Below are 20,150 nucleotides of genomic sequence, written 5' to 3' on the forward strand. Positions count from 1 at the left end.
CCGCCGCCGCACTCACGGTCCGTATATCGCGTGATCCACCACGTGCATGGCACGGGCGGCGTCGGTGATGCTGCCCGAAAGCGATGGGTAGACGGCGAAGACCCTCGACATTTGATCGACGGTCAGACGCCGTTCAACGGCAATAGCGACCGGATAGATCATCTCTGATGCGCGCGGGCCGACGATGACCCCGCCGACCACGCTGCCACTGCCCTGGCGAGCAATCAGCTTGACGAAGCCATCTTTGATGCCCATCATCTTCGCGCGCGGATTCGCCGCGAGAGGAAGCTTGTGCACGACGGCATTGATCAGACCGTCTTCGATGTCTTTCTCTTGCCAGCCGACAGTGGCGATCTCTGGCGCGGTGAAGATGTTCGAGGTGATCCGTCGCCGCTCCAGCGGGATCACGACGTCGCCGAGGGCGTGAAACACCGCTGTGCGCCCCTGCATCGAGGCGACCGAAGCGAGGGGTACGAAAGTTGTGCAGTCACCGGCGGCGTAGATGTTGGGCACCGAGGTGCGCGCAACGCGGTTGACTTGGATGTGACCCGAGGAAGTCATCTGAACGCCCGCTTCTTCGAGCCCGATGCCCGCGGTGTTCGGGATCGAGCCGACTGCCATCAGACAGTGACTGCCTTCGATCTGACGGCCGTCGCTGAGCGTGACCAAAACACCGTCGCCCTGCCGCTCGACCTTGTCTGCCCTCGACTTCGACAGCAGCGTCATGCCACCGCGCTTGAACACGCGCTCGATGACCGCCGCTGCGTCCTTGTCTTCTCCCGGCAGAACCTGGTCACGGCTCGATACCAACGTCACTTTCGAACCGAGGTTCATGTATGCCCCGGCAAACTCGGCGCCGGTCACGCCGGAGCCGACGACGATGAGATGCTCAGGAACGGATTTCATGTCATACAGCTGAGTCCAGGTGAGGATCCGTTCACCGTCAGGCATTGCGCTGTCTAGCTCGCGCGGCGACGCGCCCACAGAAACCACGAGCGTGTCAGCTTCGATCCGGTCGAAATCAGTTCCGCCGCGCTCTGTCGAAACGACTACCGCGTTGTCGTCTTCGATGCGGCCGTAGCCCGACACGATCCGCACACCCGCCTCAGCGAGCGATGCCCGCATGTCGTCGGATTGCTGACGAGCAAGTGAGAGCAGTCGCTTGTTGACCGCTGAGAGGTTGATCGCAATCTCAGGCTTGAGCGGCCTGCCGTCGCTGCCCTTCGCGAACAGCTGCACGCCGAGGTCACCGGCACCCATGATGGATGCCATCGCATCGGCTGTTGCAATCAATGTCTTCGACGGCACCACATCGGTGATCACCGCAGACCCGCCGATGCCCGCCCGTTCGACAATCGTCACCTCGGCTCCCAGTTGAGCAGCAGCGAGTGCTGCTTCGTAGCCGCCGGGGCCGCCACCGATGATCGCGACGCTCTGTGTGCGCTCGAAGCTCAAAGACATGCCCCCTATTCTCCCCCGTCGGGCAGGGCTCGTGAACCAGCATGCCCACCCAATTGCGCGTCGTGCTGGCCTAGGCCGCTCACAGTTCCTAAAGTGGGGGCATGTCCGACATCCTCAGCCACCCGCTCGACGACCCTCACACCGACCCTTTTGAGGTTGCTGCGACGGCGGCGAGTGACATCGCGCGCCTCACCGGCATCGAGCGCCACGACATTGCGCTCACCCTAGGCAGTGGATGGGGGAAAGCCGCCGATCTCATCGGCGAGACCAATGCGATGTTCCCAGCCACCGAGGTGACGGGCTTCAGCGCACCCGCACTTGCCGGCCACGCCGGCACCCTGCGCAGCGTCACGACACCCAAGGGCAAGCACGTGCTCGTCATCGGCGCCCGCACCCACTATTACGAAGGCCACGGCGTCCGCCGGGTCGTTCACAGCGTCCGCACCGCGGCCGCAACCGGCGCGCGCACCATGGTGCTGACCAACGGCGCTGGCGGAATCAAACCCGCGTGGAATCCCGGTCAGCCGGTTCTCATCAGCGACCACATCAACCTCACCGGCGACTCTCCCCTTGAGGGCGCCACCTTCATCGACTTGACCGACCTTTATTCGACTCGGCTACGCGACCTCGCACGCACCGTCGACGCGAGCCTCGACGAAGGCGTGTACTGCCAGTTCCGCGGACCGCAGTACGAGACGCCCGCAGAAGTGCGCATGGCGAAGACGATCGGCGGCCACATCGTCGGCATGTCAACCGCACTCGAAGCCATCGCGGCGCGACAGGCCGGCATGGAGATTCTCGGGTTCTCGCTGATCACGAATATGGCCGCAGGCATCCAGACGACTCCACTCAGCCATCAGGAAGTCATCGATGCGGGCCGTGAAGCAGAACCCGTTATCTCGTCGTTGCTCGCACGTGTGATCGGTGCGCTGTGAGCGACTCGGGGGCTGGCGAACCGACGAGCATCGACGGCCCGGAACTTCTCGAACGCGCAGCTGCCTGGCTCGCGCAAGACCCTGACGGCGAGACTCGCGCAGAACTGCGAGGCATCATCTCCGCCGTCGAGTCCGGCGATGCCGCGGCCACCGCTGACCTTGCTGATCGTTTTGATGGGCGGCTGGCATTCGGCACCGCAGGACTGCGCGGAGAACTCGGCGCTGGCAGCAACCGCATGAACCGTGTGCTTGTCAGCCAAGCCGCCGCGGGGCTGGCCGCGTACATCCTCGAAAAGGCAGGGACGGATGCTGATGCCGCCCTGGCGCCCATGGTTGTGATCGGCTACGACGGACGCCGCAACTCCGATGTGTTCGCGCGAGATTCTGCAGAGATCTTCGCGGGCGCGGGCCTGCGTGTGATGCTGCTGCCGCGCATGCTTCCCACTCCGGTGCTCGCCTTCGCGGTGCGCGCGGTAGGCGCTGCCGCGGGAGTAATGGTGACTGCAAGTCACAACCCGCCGAATGACAACGGGTACAAGGTGTATCTGGGCGGCGAAAGTGACGGGTCTCAGATCGTGGCGCCAGCGGATGCTGAGATCGCTGCCCATATCCAGCGAGTTGCCGACACCACTGCCGTAGGAGATCTCCCTCGCTCTCTTGCGGTCGAGACCGCGCCAGAGTCACTCATCGACGCCTACGTTGCTGCGACGGCAACGGTCGCAACCGCCCCTCCCGGCGCCGAGGGGATGCGCTGGGTGTACACCGCTATGCATGGCGTCGGGTGGGAGACGCTCTCTCGGGTTCTCGATGCCGCTGGCTACCCCGCCCCTACTCCTGTTCCGGCCCAGCTCGAGCCAGACGGCACCTTTCCTACCGTCGCGTTCCCGAACCCTGAGGAGCCCGGCGCGATGGATCTTGCGTTCGAAGCGGCGCGCGACTCAGAGGCCGAACTCATTATCGCGAACGACCCCGACGCCGATCGGCTCGCGGTGGCTATTCCCGATCCGACCGCTCAGAGCCGTTGGCGACGTCTCAGCGGCAACGAGATCGGGCTGCTGCTCGGCTGGCGCGCCGCCAAGCATGCAAGCGGTGCCGAGGGCGAGTCGCTGGCATGTTCGCTTGTCTCTTCACCGGCCCTCGGCGCTGTAGCCGAGCACTACCAACTCGACTTTCACACGACGCTGACCGGCTTCAAATGGATCTCGCGCGCTCCGGGCATGATCTACGGCTACGAAGAGGCACTCGGCTACCTCGTGAATCCCGGCACTGTGCGTGACAAGGACGGCATCTCGGCGGCGGTGGCAATGCTGGGCATGGCCGCCGAGGCTCGCGGCGAAGGCAGGAGTACTGCTGATCTGCTCACCGAGTTTGGCGAGACTTTCGGGTGGTTCGCCAGCGACCAAGTGTCAATCCGCGTCGACGACGTGTCGACGATCGCTCGCATCATGTCGGCCCTGCGCGCCGAGCATCCAAGCAAAATCGCTGGAACCGGAGTGGTTCGAGTCGATGATCTGCTCACCGGAGTGGATTCGCTCCCCAGTGGCGACGTATTGCGATTCTGGCTCGATGATGGATCAAGAGTGATTGTGCGCCCGAGTGGCACCGAGCCCAAGCTGAAGGCCTACCTCGACGTGCGTGCCGACTCGCAGGATGCCGCGAATGAGCGCGTCGCTGCGGTTGCGAAGAGTGTGCGAAAGCTCTTCGGCAAGCTGAGCTGATTCCCTCAGCCAGCGGTGTCTGAACGCCGTGATAATGTCAGCGTCGCGATCTCACGCGTGTCGCTGGCAGGCAGCCGTGCGCGCTGATCCCTGAGCGAGGAGAAGTCATGGTCGACGGCCCAAGAGACGAAGCCTCGCCCGACCCCGCCGCCAGCCACGGCGTGAGCGCGGAACACGATCCACCCCACTGGCTCAAAAAGGTCGTTCTGTTCCTGAGCGGGCAGACAGTCAGCCTGTTCGGTTCGATGGTCGTGCAGTTCGCGGTGTTTTGGTACCTGACGATCACCTACCAGTCGGGGTGGATCATGATGCTCGCCGCGGTGTTCGGCTTTCTCCCGCAGGCCGTCGTCTCGATCTTCGGCGGCGTATGGGCTGACCGACACAATCGCAAGTTCCTGATCATGGGTGCCGATTCGGCCATCGCGCTGACGACCCTTGCGCTCGCCCTCATCATGATGACCGGGTACGACGACGTGTGGCTCATCTACGCTGCACTCGCGATCCGCTCGGCTGGTGCCGGTATCCAAATGCCCGCCGTCTCGGCGTTGATCCCCCAGATCACTCCGAAACGCAACCTCATTCGGGTGAACGGCATCAATGGTTCGATCCAGAGCGCCATGGCATTGCTAGCGCCGGCAGCGGCGGGCGCGATCTATGCCTGGGCTTCAGCTGAAGCAGGCGGCTCGGCAGCATCGCTCATACCGATCTTCTTCGTCGATGTCGCCACCGCCGTGATCGGTGTGGGGATTCTGGCGTTCATCCCAGTGCCCACCATTCGTCGAGCCGCCGACACGCACACCGGTTACTTCGCAGATCTCGCCGACGGCGTTCGCTACGTCGCTCACCACGCGTTCGTCCGCTGGGTGCTGGTGCTGTTCGCGATCATCTTTGTGCTCACCGTGGCGCCGTCCAACCTCACCCCCCTCATGCTCGTGCGCTCGTTCCCGGCAGGCGAGGAGCAAGATGTCATCAACCTTGCCGTGCTCGAAGTCGCTTTCAGCGTGGGCATGATGCTGGGCGGAATCCTGGTAGCGTCATTCTTCGCCAAACGCAGTCGCATCGGCCTCATCGTTGGTTCTTCGCTGGTCTTCGGCATCCTCGCCATCGGGCTGGGCCTGTCCCCCAATATCTGGGTGTTCTTCGCATTCATGTTCTTGGTAGGACTCGCCGTGCCGTTCTTTGCAACTCCGTCGATGACGCTGCTGCAAGAAACCGTCGAGCCCGAGCGCCAGGGTCGCGTCTTCGGATTCTTGGGCATCGTGATGGCCGTTGCCATGCCGCTCGGGATGGTCGTGTTCGGCCCGCTCGCAGACGTTGTGTCGATCGAAACGCTGTTGGTCGCTTCGGGGATCATCACCTTCATCGTGGTCGGCGCGGCGATATGGCTCCCTGCCGGCAAGCGCGCAATCGCCGCCGCCCGCGCTGCGTCGCAATTCGATTCAGCCGACCCTGCCGTGGTGGCTCAAACAGTCGAGGCCGTCATGAACGACGACGAGCTCTAGCGCACGATTGACCGGTGCGCGGTCGTAGGCTCATCACATGTTGCTCACCACTCCCACCGTGTTGGAGAACGAGTACGTGCGGCTCGAGCCGCTCGATTATGCTCACGCCGATGACCTGGCGCGAGCAGCAGCGGGTCTAGAGCACGCCTGGTACACCACGGTTCCTACCGCCGACTCAATGACGGCTGACATCGCCCAACGGCTGCAGTGGCAGGCGAACGGGAACATGAACGCATGGGCGGTGAGACGACTTGATACGAACGCAGTGGTGGGCGTGACCACGTTCTGCAATATCGACACCGCGAACCGTCACGTCGAAATCGGCCATACCTGGATCGGCGTTGGTTCCCAGCGCACCGCGGTGAACACTGCGTGCAAGCTGTTGTTGCTCACCCATGCCTTTGAAACGTGCGACGTGATCGCGGTCGAGTTTCGAACTCATTGGCACAACTCTCAGTCACGTGCAGCCATCGCCCGCCTCGGGGCGAAGCAAGACGGTGTGCTGCGCAACCATCGCCTCGGCCCCGACGGCACACTTCGTGACACGGTCGTGTTCTCAATTCTGCCGGGAGAGTGGGCCACCGTGCGCTTGGGACTTCAACAACGACTACTTCGCAGCTGAGTGCTAGCCGTCGATGACGGCGACAAGTTCGTCGAGAAACCCGCTGAAGTCAGAAGCACGCCGAAGAATCCGCTGAACGCTGTCTCGCTCGCTGAAGACTTCTACCAGCTGCTCGAAAACGGTCTGGAATGCTTCGCGGTCGGATTCAGAGAAGGCCACGAGCGCCACCACCTGAACGCGCGTGTCACCCCATTTCATCGACGGATCAGCGATGCCGATCGCGATCGCCGTACGCGTCGCTGTCATTCCTAGTGCGTGCGGCACGGCAAGCGCATCCGTAAATGCGGTGGAAGACAGCCGCTCGCGGTCAATCGCACGCTCAACGTAGTCGTTGTCGATCACGCCTTCGCTGACGAGCTTGTCGCCGAGTTCGCGAATGACTCCCTCGGCGCCGGGGGCAGCATCCACCCCCCTGACGAACGCAGAGGGAACGAAGTAACCCTCGATCTCAGACCGCAACCGCGCAAGGCGTTTCGTGCGCCTGATTCGGGCGACCGCTGCCTGCACGTGTTCGACGTCAGACTCGGTCAGGAAGGGCTGGATGCGCACGATTCGATCTGCCGATATCGGCGGATCGATTGTCGTCAGCACCAGGTCGGTGCCCATGGCGGCCCAGTCGGGGTCAACGCGCGTCTCGACGCCGACCACCTCGATGGTCTGGCCGAGTGAGCGATCGACGCTCGAGCGCAATAGTTCGTGCAATTCGAAGAAACCCGGGCAGACGATCGTCGCCGTAAGGTGCTGATCAGCGAGTCGCATCCGCTCCAGACGACCGCCAATATGCATGGCGATGTAGGCCACTTCGTCATCGAACAGGGGAATTCCGAGGCGTTCGTGCACACCGTTGGCGATATACACCGCGACTTCGAAGATCATCGGAAACGTGGATTTCAGCGAGCGAGTGAGCGGGTTACGTGACCACGCCTGCTCCTTCGATCGATGCAGCAGGTTCTCGGTGTGCAACGCGAGCCGCTCGATGAAGTCGTCGTGGGCGATATCGACGAGAAACTCCGATGCCGCTTGCTGCACCACTTCGCGCACCGCGTGTTCAACCCGCTGGTCGATGGATGCTGCCGGCTCGCCACTCGGAGGGCGTGAGCCGGGTGCGACAACCCTCGTCAAGACGAGCCTCGCGAGATGCTGCAGGTCGCCGTCGCCCAATCGCACGCCGAGATGCTTCTCTGCGAGATTGGAGATGACGGCGGCAACCTCTTGCTGGTCTGACGTCGGTGTCGCTGCAACGGCGTCTAGCGATCGACCGCGCGAGACGCGATCTGCCGCGATGGCGAAATGAGTGACGACGTCGGCGATGCCGAACTCGTTGACGAACCATCCCGCTGCTCCGAGACTCGCGACCAGGTCGGTCTTGAACAGAGCGAGGGTATCGGCCCCGGCGGCGTTGTCGCCCAGGGTTCGTCGAAGCGCGGCGAGGTCAAACGAGCCTGCATCCATCTCGTCATGCACAAGTTTGCTCAGCAAGCGTCGCTGCGCTGATTCGCTTCCTACGAGCCGAGCACGAGATGCGGAACGCTCGAGCGTGAGCTCCGTTCCGCCAAGCAGGCCCCGCACTCGAGCCAGGTCTGCATCGAGAGTCGCCGAACTCACATGAAGCTCATCTGACATCTCGTACACGTCGAGCCCATCGGCCGAATCCAAGAGTTCGCGAATGACGGTGTGCAGTCGATCACGCGGGGTACCGGCATCTCCGCCGGCCTGCTGCGCATCGGCGACGTGCGGCCCTGGCCGATAGCCGAGCGGGCCAGATTCAACCGCGATGCCTTCAACGCGTGCATTGATTGCTGTCACATAAGAGCGCACGCTTCGCGGAGTGACGCCGAGCACATCGGCTAAGGTCGCGGCAGTGACCCAGTCGCCCTCGCGGACGAGCAGGCTGAGCACCCGATCCTGTCGCGCTCGGGTCATTCGATTCTCCTTCGACTGCGTCCAGCGCATGGGCGGACGCGCGGCCAACTCCAGTCAACCATGCACAGCCCTCCGCAGTGCGTTTCCGCCCCTGCGGAAAAATGATTGGTTGTCGCGTTGCGCTTGGCTCACCAGAATGATTATCAGGAGGCGAGTCGATGAAGATTCTCGTGGTGTGTGGGGCAGGTGCGTCAAGCACGTTTGTGGCGCAGCGTCTGCGGCACGCTGCGCAAGACCACGGATTCGCATGGACAGCCTCCGCTGGCACCGAGCAGTCGCTCCCCATCGACCTCGATGCCGCAGACGTCGTTCTCGTGGGAAACCACCTCGCGTCAGTGCTCGAGCACATTCGGCGCGCGGCGGAATCCCGTGGAACGACGGTGGTGCTGTTGCCGACCGATATCTACACGGATCACGATGGCACGCGAACGCTCCAGCTCGTTCGCGACGCGGTCGGCGTTTCGCAGGAAGTCACGCCGACCGCCAGCACCGCCGCACCCGAACCCATCAGCTCACTCGAATGACACACGCCGCACGACACGACAGAGAGGTCACCCCAATGTCCGCCATATCTCGAACGGTACGGATTGGCTCATCCCACGGGTTGCACGCACGGCCGGCCAAGCTGTTCACCCAGGCAGCAAAGGCCGCGGGCTCGCCGGTGACCATTTCGAAAGGCTCCGGACAGCCGGTCAACGCTGCGAGCATTCTCAGCGTGATCGCACTCGGGGTCGAGTATGGCGATTACGTGACACTGTCGACCGAGGGTGCCGGCGCCGAAGCCACGCTCGACACATTGAGCGAACTGCTCACGACCGATCACGACGAGGCATGAGCGCCATGACAGAGATCCGTGGTGTAGGAATCGGCCTGGGCGTCGCACAGGGCCCGGTCGCGCGCATGGCCGAGCCATTGCCCGCTCCCAGCGATGCGCCGAGCACGTCGTCGCAAACCGAAGAAGCCGCGCGAGTCGCCGACGCTGTAGCGGTGGTTGCGCGTGAGCTCGAACAGCGCGGTGCTCAAGCGGGTGGCGCGGCGCAAGACGTGCTCGAAGCGCAGGCAATGATGGCTGAAGACCCCATGCTCGCCGATGAAATCACCGCCCGACTCGCTCAGGGCAAGACCGGCGAGTGGGCAGTCTTCGACGCTTTCGCGGCTTTTCGCGATCAGTTGACCGCCGTTGGCGGCTATCTCGGCGAGCGCGCCGCTGACCTCGACGATGTCGCCCAGCGTGTGATAGCACACTTGCGGGGCGTGCCCGCCCCGGGTGTTCCCGATCCCGGCTACCCGTTCGTCCTCGTGGCAAAAGACCTCGCACCGGCCGACACTGCTCTTCTCGACCTTGACAAGGTGCTGGCGCTCATCACTACCGACGGGGGCCCCACCTCTCACACGGCAATCCTCGCTCGAGAGAAGTCGATCGTCGCCGTAGTAGGTGCGGTGCAAGCGGGCTCGCTCGTCGAGGGCGAAACGGTCATCGTCGATGCGGCCGCTGGCGTTGTGACCACACAGCCGTCCGACGCAGACCTCAAGCGAGCCGCCAATCGCGCAGCCGACCGCGCCGAAGCTGCATCCGCTCCCATCACCGACGGCGCCCTGAGCGACGGCACTCCGGTGCCGCTGCTGGCCAACCTGGGAAACCCTGCCGGCGCCGCTGACGCGGTGGCTCTCGGAGCCGAGGGGGTTGGACTGTTTCGCACCGAGTTCTTGTTCCTGAGTTCTTCGCAGGCACCCACTGTCGAAGAGCAGCGCGCCTCGTACACTGAGCTGCTCGAGGCTTTTCCGGGCAAGAAAGTTGTCGTTCGAGTTCTTGACGCTGGCGCCGACAAACCTCTCGCTTTCCTCAACGACAGCCACGAAGAAAACCCAGCTCTTGGTGTGCGCGGCATTCGTGCGCTTCGCGCGAGCGAAGACATTCTGCGCGAGCAGCTGACCGCGCTGGCCCAGGCAGACGCGGCAACAGCTGCCGACCTCTGGGTGATGGCGCCTATGGTGGCCACCGTCGAAGAAGCGTCGTACTTCACCGAGATCGCGCGAGACTATGGCATCAAGACCGCCGGCGTGATGGTCGAGGTCCCCGCGACCGCGCTGCTCGCCGACCGGGTGCTCGCTGTCAGCGACTTCGCGTCGATCGGCACCAACGACCTCACGCAGTACACCATGGCCGCCGATCGCCTCTTGGGATCGACGGCCGGGTTCCAAGACCCGTGGCACCCCGCGGTTCTGAGACTCATCCGTGAGGTGGGCACCGCCGGTCAGACCACCGGCAAGCCCGTCGGCATCTGCGGCGAAGCAGCTGCAGATCCGCTACTCGCAGTGGTGCTCGTCGGACTCGGCGCGACCAGCCTGTCGATGGCACCCACAGCGCTCGCTGATGTGCGCGCCACCCTGCTTCAGTACAACTTCGACGATGCCCGAGCAATCGCCGAAGCCGCGCTAACCGCCGACAGTGCGGATGGCGCCCGAATCGCGGCACAGCAAGCCGCGGCACCCAAAAAGGAGACACAGCCATGACGACGACGTCAGCACCCGCTTCGAGCGGGTTGAATAAGGCGCGAGTCGGAGTTCAACGCTTCGGCACGTTCCTCTCGGGCATGATCATGCCCAACATCGCAGCCTTCATCGCGTGGGGCTTCATCACGATGCTCTTCATTCCGGCGGGATTCTTCGGTGCCGCTAGCCCCTTCGGCTGGCACTGGTACCCCGTCTCCGAGATGATCGGCGGTGGCGGCGATGCCGGTACCATCGGCTGGGAAGGCGCGATGCTCTCGCTCTCTGAGAGCGACGGTGGCAACATCTTCACTTACGTCGGTCTAGTCGGCCCGATGGTGATCTACCTGCTTCCGCTACTGATCGCGAACACCGCTGGCCGCATGGTCTACGGCGAACGCGGCGGCGTGGTCGCCACGATCGCCGTCATGGGTGTCATCGTGGGTACCGACATCCCGATGTTCCTCGGCGCGATGATCATGGGCCCGATTGCGGGTTGGATCACCAAGCAGATGGACAAGCTGTGGGACGGCAAGATCAAGCCCGGCTTCGAAATGCTGATCAACAACTTCTCGGCTGGAATCTTGGGCATGATTCTCGCCATCGTCGGCTTCTTCGTCTTCGGTCCGCTGATGCTCGGCATCAGCACCGTTCTCGGTGCTGCGGTCGCATGGCTTGTGTCGCTGAACCTGCTGCCCCTGCTGTCGATCATCGTGGAGCCTGCCAAGGTGCTGTTCTTGAACAACGCCATCAACCACGGCGTATTCACCCCGCTCGGCATCGAGCAGGCCGCAGAGACCGGCAAGTCGATCCTGTTCCTCATCGAAGCGAACCCTGGCCCCGGCCTCGGTCTGCTGCTGGCGTTCACATTCTTCGGCGTCGGCGCTGCAAAGGCGTCGGCTCCGGGTGCGATCATCATCCAGTTCTTCGGTGGTATTCACGAGATCTACTTCCCGTACGCACTCAGCAAGCCGCTGACGATTCTCGCTCTGATCGCCGGTGGAGCCACCGGTGTCGCAACCAACATGCTCCTCGGTGGCGGTCTCGCCTTCCCCGCGGCGCCTGGCAGCATCATCGCCGTCACCGCAGCAGCAATCGGACCTGGTTTCGGCAACCTGATGGTGGTGTACTTGTCGGTCGCACTGGCCGCGCTCGTCACCTTCCTCGTCGCCGGCATCATCCTGCGCGCCTCGCGCAAGCGTGACCTCCTCGCAGAGGCTGACACGTTCGGCGCTGCTATCGCGCAGACCGAAGCGAACAAGGGCAAGTCGTCGGCAGCCATGGATGCGCTGCGCGCATCTGACGGCAACGACCGCACCGCGGTGCGCGATGCCGAACAGGCAGTGGACATGCTCGAGACCGAAGCGGAGACTGCTGGCCTTGCCAGCGGTGGGGCACTGACGACCACGCAGATCAAGAACATCGTGTTCGCTTGCGATGCCGGGATGGGGTCGTCGGCCATGGGTGCCAGCGTGCTGCGCAACAAGATCAAGAAGCTCGGTGTCGAAGATGTGACCGTCGTCAACAAGGCGATTGCGAATCTCGACGGCTCTGCCGACCTGATCATCACTCAGAACCAGCTCACTGATCGGGCCAAGAAGCAGGCACCGGATGCAATTCATGTATCGGTGGACAACTTCATGAACTCGCCCAAGTACGACGAGGTCGTGGCGATCGTGCGCGACCAGCACCCCACCGCCTAGCAGCGGACCACGAGACCGCCGCAGGGCTGGACGGCGCGACGCCTCCGGTCCTGCGGCGCTTTTACTCACATCGAAAGGCAAAGAAATGGCACGTGAAGTACTCAGCATCGGTCAGGTTCGCATTCACTCGGGCAGCGCAACCCGCGAAGAGGCGATGAAAGAAGCCGCCGACATCCTCGAAGCGGTCGGCTCGGTGACCAGCGCTTACTTCGACGCGATGCAACAGCGCGAGCAGACAGTCTCGACCTACATGGGCATGGAACTTGCGATTCCGCACGGCACCAACGAGACCAAAGAAGCGATTCTCGAGTCGGCTCTGTCAGTTGTGCGCTACGACGGTGGCGTCGACTGGGGCGGGGAGCCCGTTGTGTTCGTTGTGGGCATCGCAGGCAAGGGCGACGAGCACCTTGAGATTCTCTCGAAGATCGCCATTCTGTTCTCGGACGAAGACGAAGTCGCCAAGCTGAAGGCTGTTGCGACCGCCGAAGAGCTGTTCGCTCTCGTCTCGGAGGCAGGGGTCTGATGAAAGCCGTCCACTTCGGCGCCGGCAACATCGGGCGTGGCTTCGTCGGCTTGCTGCTTCACCAGGGTGGCTACGATCTCGTCTTCTCCGACGTCGCCGCCTCGCTGGTCGACGCGATCAACGCTGCCGATTCCTACACCGTCCACGAAGTGGGCGAGGGCGGCACAGATACCGTCGTGACTGGTTTTCACGCGATCAACAGCGCTGAGCATCCTGAACAGGTCGTCGCTGAGATCGCCACCGCCGAGATCGTCACGACCGCTGTCGGTCCGACAATTCTGAAGTTCGTCGCCCCCCACATCGTGCAGGGCCTGTCGCAGCGAGACCCCGGGTTGCCCGCGTTGCAGATCATGGCCTGCGAAAACGCGATCAATGCCACGGATCTGCTCCGTGAACAGATCCGCGAGCTTGCTGGCGAGGACTGGGCATCGCTCGAGTCTCGGGCCGTGTTCGCGAACACTGCGGTTGACCGCATCGTTCCTGGGCAACCGGAAGGTGCTGGCGTCGACGTCACCGTTGAGCCGTTCTTCGAGTGGGCGATCGAGAGCCCGCCCTTCGACGGCAACCTGCCTGACATTCCCGGCGCACATTTCGTCGACGAGCTGGGACCATACATCGAGCGCAAGCTCTTCACGGTGAACACCGGACACGCAACGACGGCGTACTTCGGCGCGCAGGCAGGCATCGACACCATCGCCGGAGCACTCGCGGAACCGTCTATCGCCGACCACGTAGCTGCTGTGCTCGAAGAAACGTCATCGCTGCTTGTGGCCAAGCACGGGCTCGATCCCGACGCTCAGGCCGATTACCGCGCCAAGATCCTGCAGCGCTTTCGCAACACCGAACTGCCAGACACGGTGTGGCGTGTGGGCCGGCAGCCGCTGCGCAAGATCTCGCGGCACGAGCGCTTCGTCGGTCCAGCTGCTGAAGCCGCCGAACGCGGGCTCAGCGTCGACGCGCTCGTCTCTGCCATCGGCGCGGCACTCGAGTTCGACGATGCCGAAGACGCGCAGTCCGTAGAACTGCAGCAGATGATCCGACAACACGATGCGGCTTCCTTCACCGCAACGACCACTGGCCTTGATCCGCAGCATCCATTGTTCTCGAAGATCGAGACTGTAGTCGCCGCACGCCAAGCTGCCCTCGCCGGCTGACGGCGGGGCTACGCTCACTATGTGAGCGCGCCAGACCCCAACGAGAACGTGAACGTCAGCAAGACTCGCCGTCCCCGAGGGCGGCGAGTCTTCTGGTGGGTGCTCGCATCGTTCGGTGCGCTGGTCGTGGCCGGCATCGTCGGCCTGGTTATCTGGAGCCAAGTTGGCGTCTATCAAGCCGAGCCACAGCCGCTGGCCGCGGTGAAGGCCAACCCCGCGGTCACATTCACCGACACCGATTCGGCCATCATCATGGCACCCGCCGAAGGCAACGCAGAGCTAGGGCTTGTCTATATTCCGGGCGCGAAGGTGGAAGCAGCCGCCTACGCTTTCAAGATGTCGGGAGTCGTCGAAGAAGAGGGCATCACCGTCGTCATCACCAAGCCGTGGCTCAACCTCGCCTTTTTCGATCTGCGTCCACTCTCTGCGTTTACTGAGCTCGCACCCGAGGTCGACGCCTGGGCGGTTGGCGGGCACTCTTTGGGTGGTGTGCGTGCCTGCATGCTCGCGTCTGACGCCGACGCGCTGGCGCTGTTCGGCTCCTATTGCGCGGCAGATCTCGCGCAATCTGAGTTGAGCGTGCTCAGCCTCAGTGGCAGCGAAGACGGCCTTTCGACACCCGAGAAAGTCGATGACGCTCGATCGCTGTTGCCGCAGGATGCGACGATGTACGAAATCGCAGGAGCAAACCATGCATCCTTCGGCGACTACGGCCCGCAAGCAGGCGACGGCATCGCATCGATCTCTGACGACGATATGCGCGACGAGATCACCGAGTGGCTGACTGCGTTCGCTGACGAAACGGTGAACTAGCCAACGACGCGTTTCGAAGAGATTCGAGCGTCACCACCCCTGCACGTAGACTCTCCCCCCGTGACTTTGGTATTCGCCCTTCTTGCGGCCTTCATCGCCGCCGTCATCCAGCGCATCACTGGGCTCGGCTTCGTGCTGGTGCTGGTCGGCCCGATCGTCTTGCTCTACGGACCGCTCGAAGGCATCACCATCGGGGTGCTGCTTGCACTCATCGCCTCGCTCGCGGCTATTCCGCTGGTATGGCGCCAGGTGGAATGGAAGCGCGCCTGGTGGCTCATCTGGCCCGGTCTCATCGCCGCCCCGTTCGGTGCGATGCTCGTGAACGCGCTGCCAGAGGCCGCACTGCTGCTTCTCATTGCAGCAATGGCATACTTCGCGCTCGTTGCCGGCTGGATTCCCCTTCTCGCCGCGTCGCTGCAGGGTAAGACTGGTGCCGTCGTAGCGGGCTCGGCGGCAGGTTTCATGCATGTCGCCAGTGGCCTGTCCGGGCCGCCGCTCGCTGCCTACGCTGTGGGAAACAAGTGGGAGCAGCGCAACTTCGCCGCGAGCGTGCAGGTGATCTTTGCCGTATTCAGCGTGGTGTCGGTGCTGCTGCGTGGTCTGCCGACGTCGCCCGTCGGCGATGTCTGGTCGCTCATCGGCGCAACAGTCTTAGGAATCATCATCGGCACCTTGCTCACGCGCTTTGTTTCGCCGCGCATCGCGCGGCTCGGAATGCTCAGCATTGCGTGGGTCGGTGCGACAGTGGTGCTAGCGCGAGGCATCCTCGCTCTGGTTTTCTAGTACAGCAATCGAACGCCTCGCGAATTTCAGTTAATACCAACTAACCCTTAGCATTGTTCGCTGGCGGACACCGCCACCGTCACACTGTCGTGCGAAAGAGGACATATGGAGCACCGCTACGCCATCATCGGCGCAGGACCCTCGGGCCTTTCTGCCGCCCGTGCGCTACAGAAAGCGGGTATCGCTTTCGACGCCTACGAGGCCTCCAAGAGCGTTGGCGGCCTCTGGGACATTGAGAACCCTCGCTCCACGATGTACGAATCGGCTCATCTGATCTCATCGCGGACCACCACCGAGTTCAAAGAGTTTCCGATGAACTCCACTGCTGACTACCCGAGCCACCGCACACTGGTGCAGTATTTTCGCGACTTCGCCAACCACTTCAACCTCACCGAGCACTTCCGCTTCGAGACGAAGGTCACCGCCGTCGAAAGAGAAGACGACGGACGATGGATGCTGCGCGCTGACACGCCTGACGGTGCGATCGCCGAGCGCTACACCGGCGTGATCCTCGCCAACGGCACACTCGCGGAGCCTCACGTCCCCGCCTTCAAGGGCGATTTTTCCGGCGAGATCATGCACACCAGCGCGTACAAGAGCGCCAACCAGCTCGCCGGAAAGCGCGTGCTGATCATCGGCGCGGGCAATTCCGGCTGCGATATCGCGGTCGACGGTGTGCACCACGCAGCATCCGTCGAAATGAGCGTCAGACGCGGCTATTACTTCGTGCCTCGCTACCTTTTCGGAAAGCCGGCCGACACTCTCAACCAGGGCAAGCCGCTCCCGGCACGCATCAAGCAGTTCGTTGACAAGCGAGTACTGCGCGCGTTCACCGGCGATCCGGTGAACTTCGGCTTTCCCAAGCCCGACTACAAGATCTACGAGTCGCATCCCATCGTGAACACGTTGATCCTCAACCACCTGGGCCAGGGCGACCTTCAGATCCGCGCCGACATCGACCGCTTCGACGGCAGCACCGTGCACTTTCGCGACGGATCCAGCGGTGAGTATGACCTGATCCTGCTTGCCACCGGCTACACCCTCGACTACCCGTTTGTCGCTCGCGAGGCACTGAACTGGACAGGGTGGTCGCCCAAGCTGTTCCTCAACGTGTTCCCCCCATCGTTCAACGGTCTCTACGTCATGGGCATGATCGAGGCCTCCGGCATCGGGTGGCAGGGGCGGTACGAGCAGGCTGAGCTCATCGCCGAGTATCTGCGTGCGTGCGAAGACGCGCCCGAGCGTGCCGAGCACTTCCGCGCGCGGGTGACGACCGAGCCGTGGCCGGATCTCACCGGCGGCTATAAGTATCTGGGCCTTGAGCGTATGTCGTTCTACGTAAACAAAGATGCCTATCGCGGCGCGGTGCGCTCGGCAGTTTCCGCCCTTCGCGCGCCAGACGATCACGGCACCCGCACTCCGCTCGTCAAGGTGCAGCCGAAGCGAGTCAAGGCATGAATCCTGACGACGTCCTGCTGAACTTCAACCCGGGCTCACTGCTGCTGTTGAACGTGGTGTTGGGGCTGGTGATGTTCGGCATCGCGCTCGACACCACGGTCGACGACTTCAAGATCGTGCTCAAGAAGCCCAAGACCTTTGTGGTCGCGATCCTCGCTCAGCTTGTGATTCTGCCGGCCGTCACTTTCGGCCTGACGCTCATTCTTCCGGTCACACCGTCAATGGCGCTCGGGATGCTGCTGGTCGCATGCTGCCCGCCGGGGAACGTCTCACAAGTGCTGACTCACCGCTCGGGGGGCAACGTGGCTCTCTCCGTGTCGATGACAGCGGTGGGCAACGTCATCTACATCTTCATGCTGCCGCTGTCGATCGCGTTCTGGGGTTCGCTGCATCCCACGGCGAGCACTCTGCTCGAGACGGTGGCGATCAACCCGTGGCAGATGCTGCTCGACATCTTCTTGATCATCGGGTTGCCGTTCGTGCTCGGCCTCGTGATCCGCAACAGATTCCCGAAGTTCTCCCGCACAGTGCAGCCGTTCGTGAAGTGGTTCTCGCTGCTCGCACTCGTCGGCTTCATCGTCGCCGCACTGATCGGCAACTGGACCTACTTCGTCGCCTTCCTCGGCATCATTCTGGTCGTCGTCGCAATTCACGACGCCGTCGCCCTTGCCATCGGCTACGGCACCGCTGTCGCTGGCGGCCTCGGCACCCGGGAGCGCAAGGCGATGACGTTCGAAGTCGGCATTCGAAACGCCGGGCTGGGACTCGGTCTGATCTTCGCCTTCTTCGGCGGTCTCGGCGGCATGGCAATCGTTGCTGGCTGGTGGGGAATCTGGGACATCATTGCGGGGCTCATCGTCGCCAGCCTGTGGGCGGTCAACACGAAGCGCCGCACGGGCTCAGCCAAGGGCGACGCGAGCCGCCATGCTCTGAGCGCGACCGGCAGTGACTCCAACGCTGAGGGTGCGGCATGAGCGGCGCGCGTGTTCTCATCACGGGCGGTGCGGGGTTTCTCGGTTCGCACGTCGCTGCGGCACTGGTCGCACATCCCGCCGTTGCATTGGTCGTCGCCGGCGACGTACGCCGCCCCGAGCACCCCATCGACTCGGTCGTCTACGACGATTGCGACGTCACCCGGGAGGGCTCGGTCGCCCCCTTGCTGCAACGCCACGACATTGACGTTGTCGTGCACCTCGCGGCGATCGTCAGCCCCGGTCGTGACCACGACATGGAGTACCGCGTCGATGTCGATGGCTCGCGCAATGTTCTCGAAGCCTGCGTAGCTGCCGGGGTGAAACGCATCGTGGTGTCGTCTTCGGGAGCCGCGTACGGCTACCACCGCGACAACCCGCAGTGGCTCGCCGAAACCGACCAGCTGCGTGGCAATGACGCCTTTCCTTATTCAAAGCACAAGCGATTGGTGGAGCAGCTGCTCGGCGCATACCGCGAGACGCATCCCGAGCTCGAGCAGGTAGTCTTTCGGATTGGCACGATCCTCGGACCGACCGTGCAGAACCAGATCACTCAACTCTGGGACTCGAAGCGGCTGCTTGCCATCAAGGGATCAGCGTCGCCGTTTGTGTTCATCTGGGTTGACGATGTCGCCGCCGCTATGGCGCGCGCGGCTACCGACGGGCCCGCAGGCATCTACAACGTCGCTGGCGACGGGCGACTGACCGTTCAACAGATTGCCGACCGTCTGGGCAAACGGTTGCTGAGCATTCCTGCGTGGGCGCTCGCCCTTGCTCTGCGCGTGGGCCAGACGCTTCGACTCACCGTGCACGGCCCCGAGAAGGTCGTGTTTCTGCAGTATCGCCCCGTGCTCGACAATGCGTCACTCAAACGTGATTTCGGCTTCACCCCGTCGATGACCAGCGCCGAGGTGTTCGAGGCGTACCTCGAGACTCACCCCGGCGTGGCCGTGCGCTGACTCAGCGCTCGAATCCGTCTGCGATCAGCTCGATGAGCTCTTCACGCTCTTCAGTCGGCAAGAAGGCGGCGGCGGCGGCGTTGAGCTGGAACGCCTCAAGGTCGTCGAGGCTGTAGTCGAAGGTCTCGACGAGCAGCGCCAGCTCACGAGTGAGCGAGGTGCGGCTCATTGTGCGGTTGTCGACGTTCACCGTCACTGAGAAGCCCAGCTGGTAGAGCAGGTCGAACGGGTGATCTTCGAGCGTGTCGCCCCACGCGGCGACCGCGCCGGTCTGCAGGTTGGACGACGGTGAGAGCTCGAGGGGAATCTCACGGTCGCGCACCCATCGAGCAAGGTCGCCGAACTGCACCAGCACGTCTTCACCGGCGCGCGAAACCACGTCGAGATCTTCAGCGATGCGCACCCCGTGCCCCAGTCGCAGTGCACGGCCGTCGATCAGGGCCGAGCGGATCGAGTCGAGACCTGCCGCTTCGCCCGCGTGAACCGTGGTCGGAAAGAACTGCGAGGCGAGATAGTCGAACGCTGCTCTGTGCTTGGAGGGCGGAAAACCGTCTTCGGGGCCAGCGATGTCGAAACCGACCGCTCCGCGTTCGCGCCAATCGACCGCGAGGCGTGCGATCTCGAGCGACCGATCGGTGTGGCGCATGGCCGTGATGAGCTGACCGACGCGGATGTCTTGGCCTGCCTGCTCGGCAGCATCCTCGCCCTCTTCGATGCCCTCTTGCACCGCTTCAACAACCTCTTCAAGCGATAGCCCACGGCCAAGATGCTGCTCCGGCGCCCAGCGCACTTCGCCATAGATCACGCCGTCGGCGGCGAGATCTTCAACAAACTCGCGGGCAACGCGCGTCAGCCCCTCGCGGGTCTGCATGACGGCGGTGGTGAGATCGAACGTCTTCAGATACTCGACAAGCGAACCCGAATCACTCTTGTCTGCAAACCAGTCAGCGAGTTCATCGGCGTCGTCTTCGGGCACTTCCAGGTCGATTTCATCGGCCAACTCGATGATCGTGGCGGGGCGCACTCCACCGTCTAGGTGGTCATGAAGCGACACCTTCGGCAGTGAGCGAATCGACAGCCCCTCGAGTACGGCGTCGCCGTGCTGATCAATGGCCATGTGGATCTCCTCGAGAGA

General features: G+C 63.2%; 18 protein-coding genes. 15 read left to right on the top strand and 3 right to left on the bottom strand.

Translation table 11 applies throughout. From position 1 onward, the window contains the following. Nucleotides 1-12 precede the first annotated feature (12 nt). Nucleotides 13-1,461, bottom strand: a complete 1,449-nt coding sequence (locus SJY18_RS05755) for an NAD(P)H-quinone dehydrogenase (RefSeq protein WP_396668679.1) — start codon at nucleotides 1,459-1,461, stop codon at nucleotides 13-15. 101 nt (nucleotides 1,462-1,562) lie between these two features. Here SJY18_RS05755 and SJY18_RS05760 point away from each other — a divergent pair, with 101 nt between their 5' ends. From SJY18_RS05760 to SJY18_RS05775, 4 genes are all read left to right on the top strand, one after another. Beyond that, nucleotides 1,563-2,396: a purine-nucleoside phosphorylase gene (locus tag SJY18_RS05760; RefSeq protein ID WP_337338663.1), complete on the top strand. Its 834-nt coding sequence runs from the start codon at nucleotides 1,563-1,565 to the stop codon at nucleotides 2,394-2,396. Then, complete coding sequence (locus SJY18_RS05765; RefSeq protein WP_396668680.1) at nucleotides 2,393-4,114, top strand: phospho-sugar mutase; 1,722 nt, start codon at nucleotides 2,393-2,395, stop codon at nucleotides 4,112-4,114. The genes SJY18_RS05760 and SJY18_RS05765 overlap by 4 nt, the downstream gene beginning before the upstream one ends. A gap of 107 nt (nucleotides 4,115-4,221) precedes the next feature. Beyond that, the gene (locus SJY18_RS05770) at nucleotides 4,222-5,616 is read left to right on the top strand and encodes an MFS transporter (RefSeq protein ID WP_396668681.1); all 1,395 of its coding nucleotides are present in this window, start codon (nucleotides 4,222-4,224) and stop codon (nucleotides 5,614-5,616) included. Between the two features lie 37 nt (nucleotides 5,617-5,653). Further along, nucleotides 5,654-6,238 carry a GNAT family N-acetyltransferase gene (locus SJY18_RS05775; protein ID WP_396668682.1) on the top strand — a complete coding sequence of 195 codons (585 nt, stop codon included), beginning with the start codon at nucleotides 5,654-5,656 and terminating at the stop codon, nucleotides 6,236-6,238. Nucleotides 6,239-6,241: 3 nt separating this feature from the next. On the opposite strand, the gene SJY18_RS05780 is transcribed toward SJY18_RS05775, so the two are convergent. Beyond that, on the bottom strand, nucleotides 6,242-8,161 hold the full coding sequence (locus SJY18_RS05780; protein WP_396668683.1) for a BglG family transcription antiterminator: 1,920 nt from the start codon (nucleotides 8,159-8,161) through the stop codon (nucleotides 6,242-6,244). Nucleotides 8,162-8,319: 158 nt separating this feature from the next. Here SJY18_RS05780 and SJY18_RS05785 point away from each other — a divergent pair, with 158 nt between their 5' ends. From SJY18_RS05785 to SJY18_RS05835, 11 genes are all read left to right on the top strand, one after another. Next, nucleotides 8,320-8,685 (top strand): PTS sugar transporter subunit IIB, encoded by a 366-nt coding sequence (locus tag SJY18_RS05785; protein WP_396668684.1) that lies wholly within the window; start codon nucleotides 8,320-8,322, stop codon nucleotides 8,683-8,685. Between the two features lie 35 nt (nucleotides 8,686-8,720). Then, nucleotides 8,721-8,996, top strand: coding sequence for an HPr family phosphocarrier protein (locus SJY18_RS05790; RefSeq protein WP_396668685.1), 276 nt, complete (start codon nucleotides 8,721-8,723; stop codon nucleotides 8,994-8,996). A gap of 5 nt (nucleotides 8,997-9,001) precedes the next feature. After that, nucleotides 9,002-10,675, top strand: coding sequence for a phosphoenolpyruvate--protein phosphotransferase (gene ptsP, locus SJY18_RS05795; RefSeq protein WP_396668887.1), 1,674 nt, complete (start codon nucleotides 9,002-9,004; stop codon nucleotides 10,673-10,675). Continuing rightward, entirely contained in the window at nucleotides 10,672-12,354 is a 1,683-nt protein-coding gene (locus SJY18_RS05800) for a PTS mannitol transporter subunit IICB (RefSeq protein WP_337338657.1), read from the top strand. Before ptsP ends, SJY18_RS05800 begins: the two co-directional genes overlap by 4 nt. A gap of 85 nt (nucleotides 12,355-12,439) precedes the next feature. Then, complete coding sequence (locus SJY18_RS05805; protein WP_396668686.1) at nucleotides 12,440-12,877, top strand: PTS sugar transporter subunit IIA; 438 nt, start codon at nucleotides 12,440-12,442, stop codon at nucleotides 12,875-12,877. Beyond that, nucleotides 12,877-14,031 carry a mannitol-1-phosphate 5-dehydrogenase gene (locus tag SJY18_RS05810; protein ID WP_396668687.1) on the top strand — a complete coding sequence of 385 codons (1,155 nt, stop codon included), beginning with the start codon at nucleotides 12,877-12,879 and terminating at the stop codon, nucleotides 14,029-14,031. Before SJY18_RS05805 ends, SJY18_RS05810 begins: the two co-directional genes overlap by 1 nt. 21 nt (nucleotides 14,032-14,052) lie before the next feature. Beyond that, nucleotides 14,053-14,844 carry an alpha/beta hydrolase gene (locus SJY18_RS05815; protein ID WP_396668688.1) on the top strand — a complete coding sequence of 264 codons (792 nt, stop codon included), beginning with the start codon at nucleotides 14,053-14,055 and terminating at the stop codon, nucleotides 14,842-14,844. A 60-nt stretch (nucleotides 14,845-14,904) separates the two neighbouring features. Next, a complete protein-coding gene (locus SJY18_RS05820; protein WP_396668689.1) occupies nucleotides 14,905-15,627 on the top strand; it encodes a TSUP family transporter in 723 nt (240 codons plus the stop codon). Between the two features lie 105 nt (nucleotides 15,628-15,732). Beyond that, entirely contained in the window at nucleotides 15,733-17,085 is a 1,353-nt protein-coding gene (locus tag SJY18_RS05825; RefSeq protein ID WP_396668690.1) for a flavin-containing monooxygenase, read from the top strand. Further along, entirely contained in the window at nucleotides 17,082-18,059 is a 978-nt protein-coding gene (locus tag SJY18_RS05830; RefSeq protein ID WP_396668691.1) for a bile acid:sodium symporter family protein, read from the top strand. The genes SJY18_RS05825 and SJY18_RS05830 overlap by 4 nt, the downstream gene beginning before the upstream one ends. Continuing rightward, nucleotides 18,056-19,015 carry an SDR family oxidoreductase gene (locus SJY18_RS05835; protein ID WP_396668692.1) on the top strand — a complete coding sequence of 320 codons (960 nt, stop codon included), beginning with the start codon at nucleotides 18,056-18,058 and terminating at the stop codon, nucleotides 19,013-19,015. The genes SJY18_RS05830 and SJY18_RS05835 overlap by 4 nt, the downstream gene beginning before the upstream one ends. 1 nt (nucleotide 19,016) lies before the next feature. Here the strand turns inward: SJY18_RS05835 and SJY18_RS05840 are convergent, their stop codons facing one another. Continuing rightward, nucleotides 19,017-20,132, bottom strand: a complete 1,116-nt coding sequence (locus SJY18_RS05840) for an adenosine deaminase (RefSeq protein ID WP_337338649.1) — start codon at nucleotides 20,130-20,132, stop codon at nucleotides 19,017-19,019. Nucleotides 20,133-20,150 lie beyond the last annotated feature (18 nt).

Source organism: Microbacterium sp. R86528, from assembly GCF_044596335.1.
GTDB lineage: Bacteria > Actinomycetota > Actinomycetes > Actinomycetales > Microbacteriaceae > Microbacterium > Microbacterium marmarense.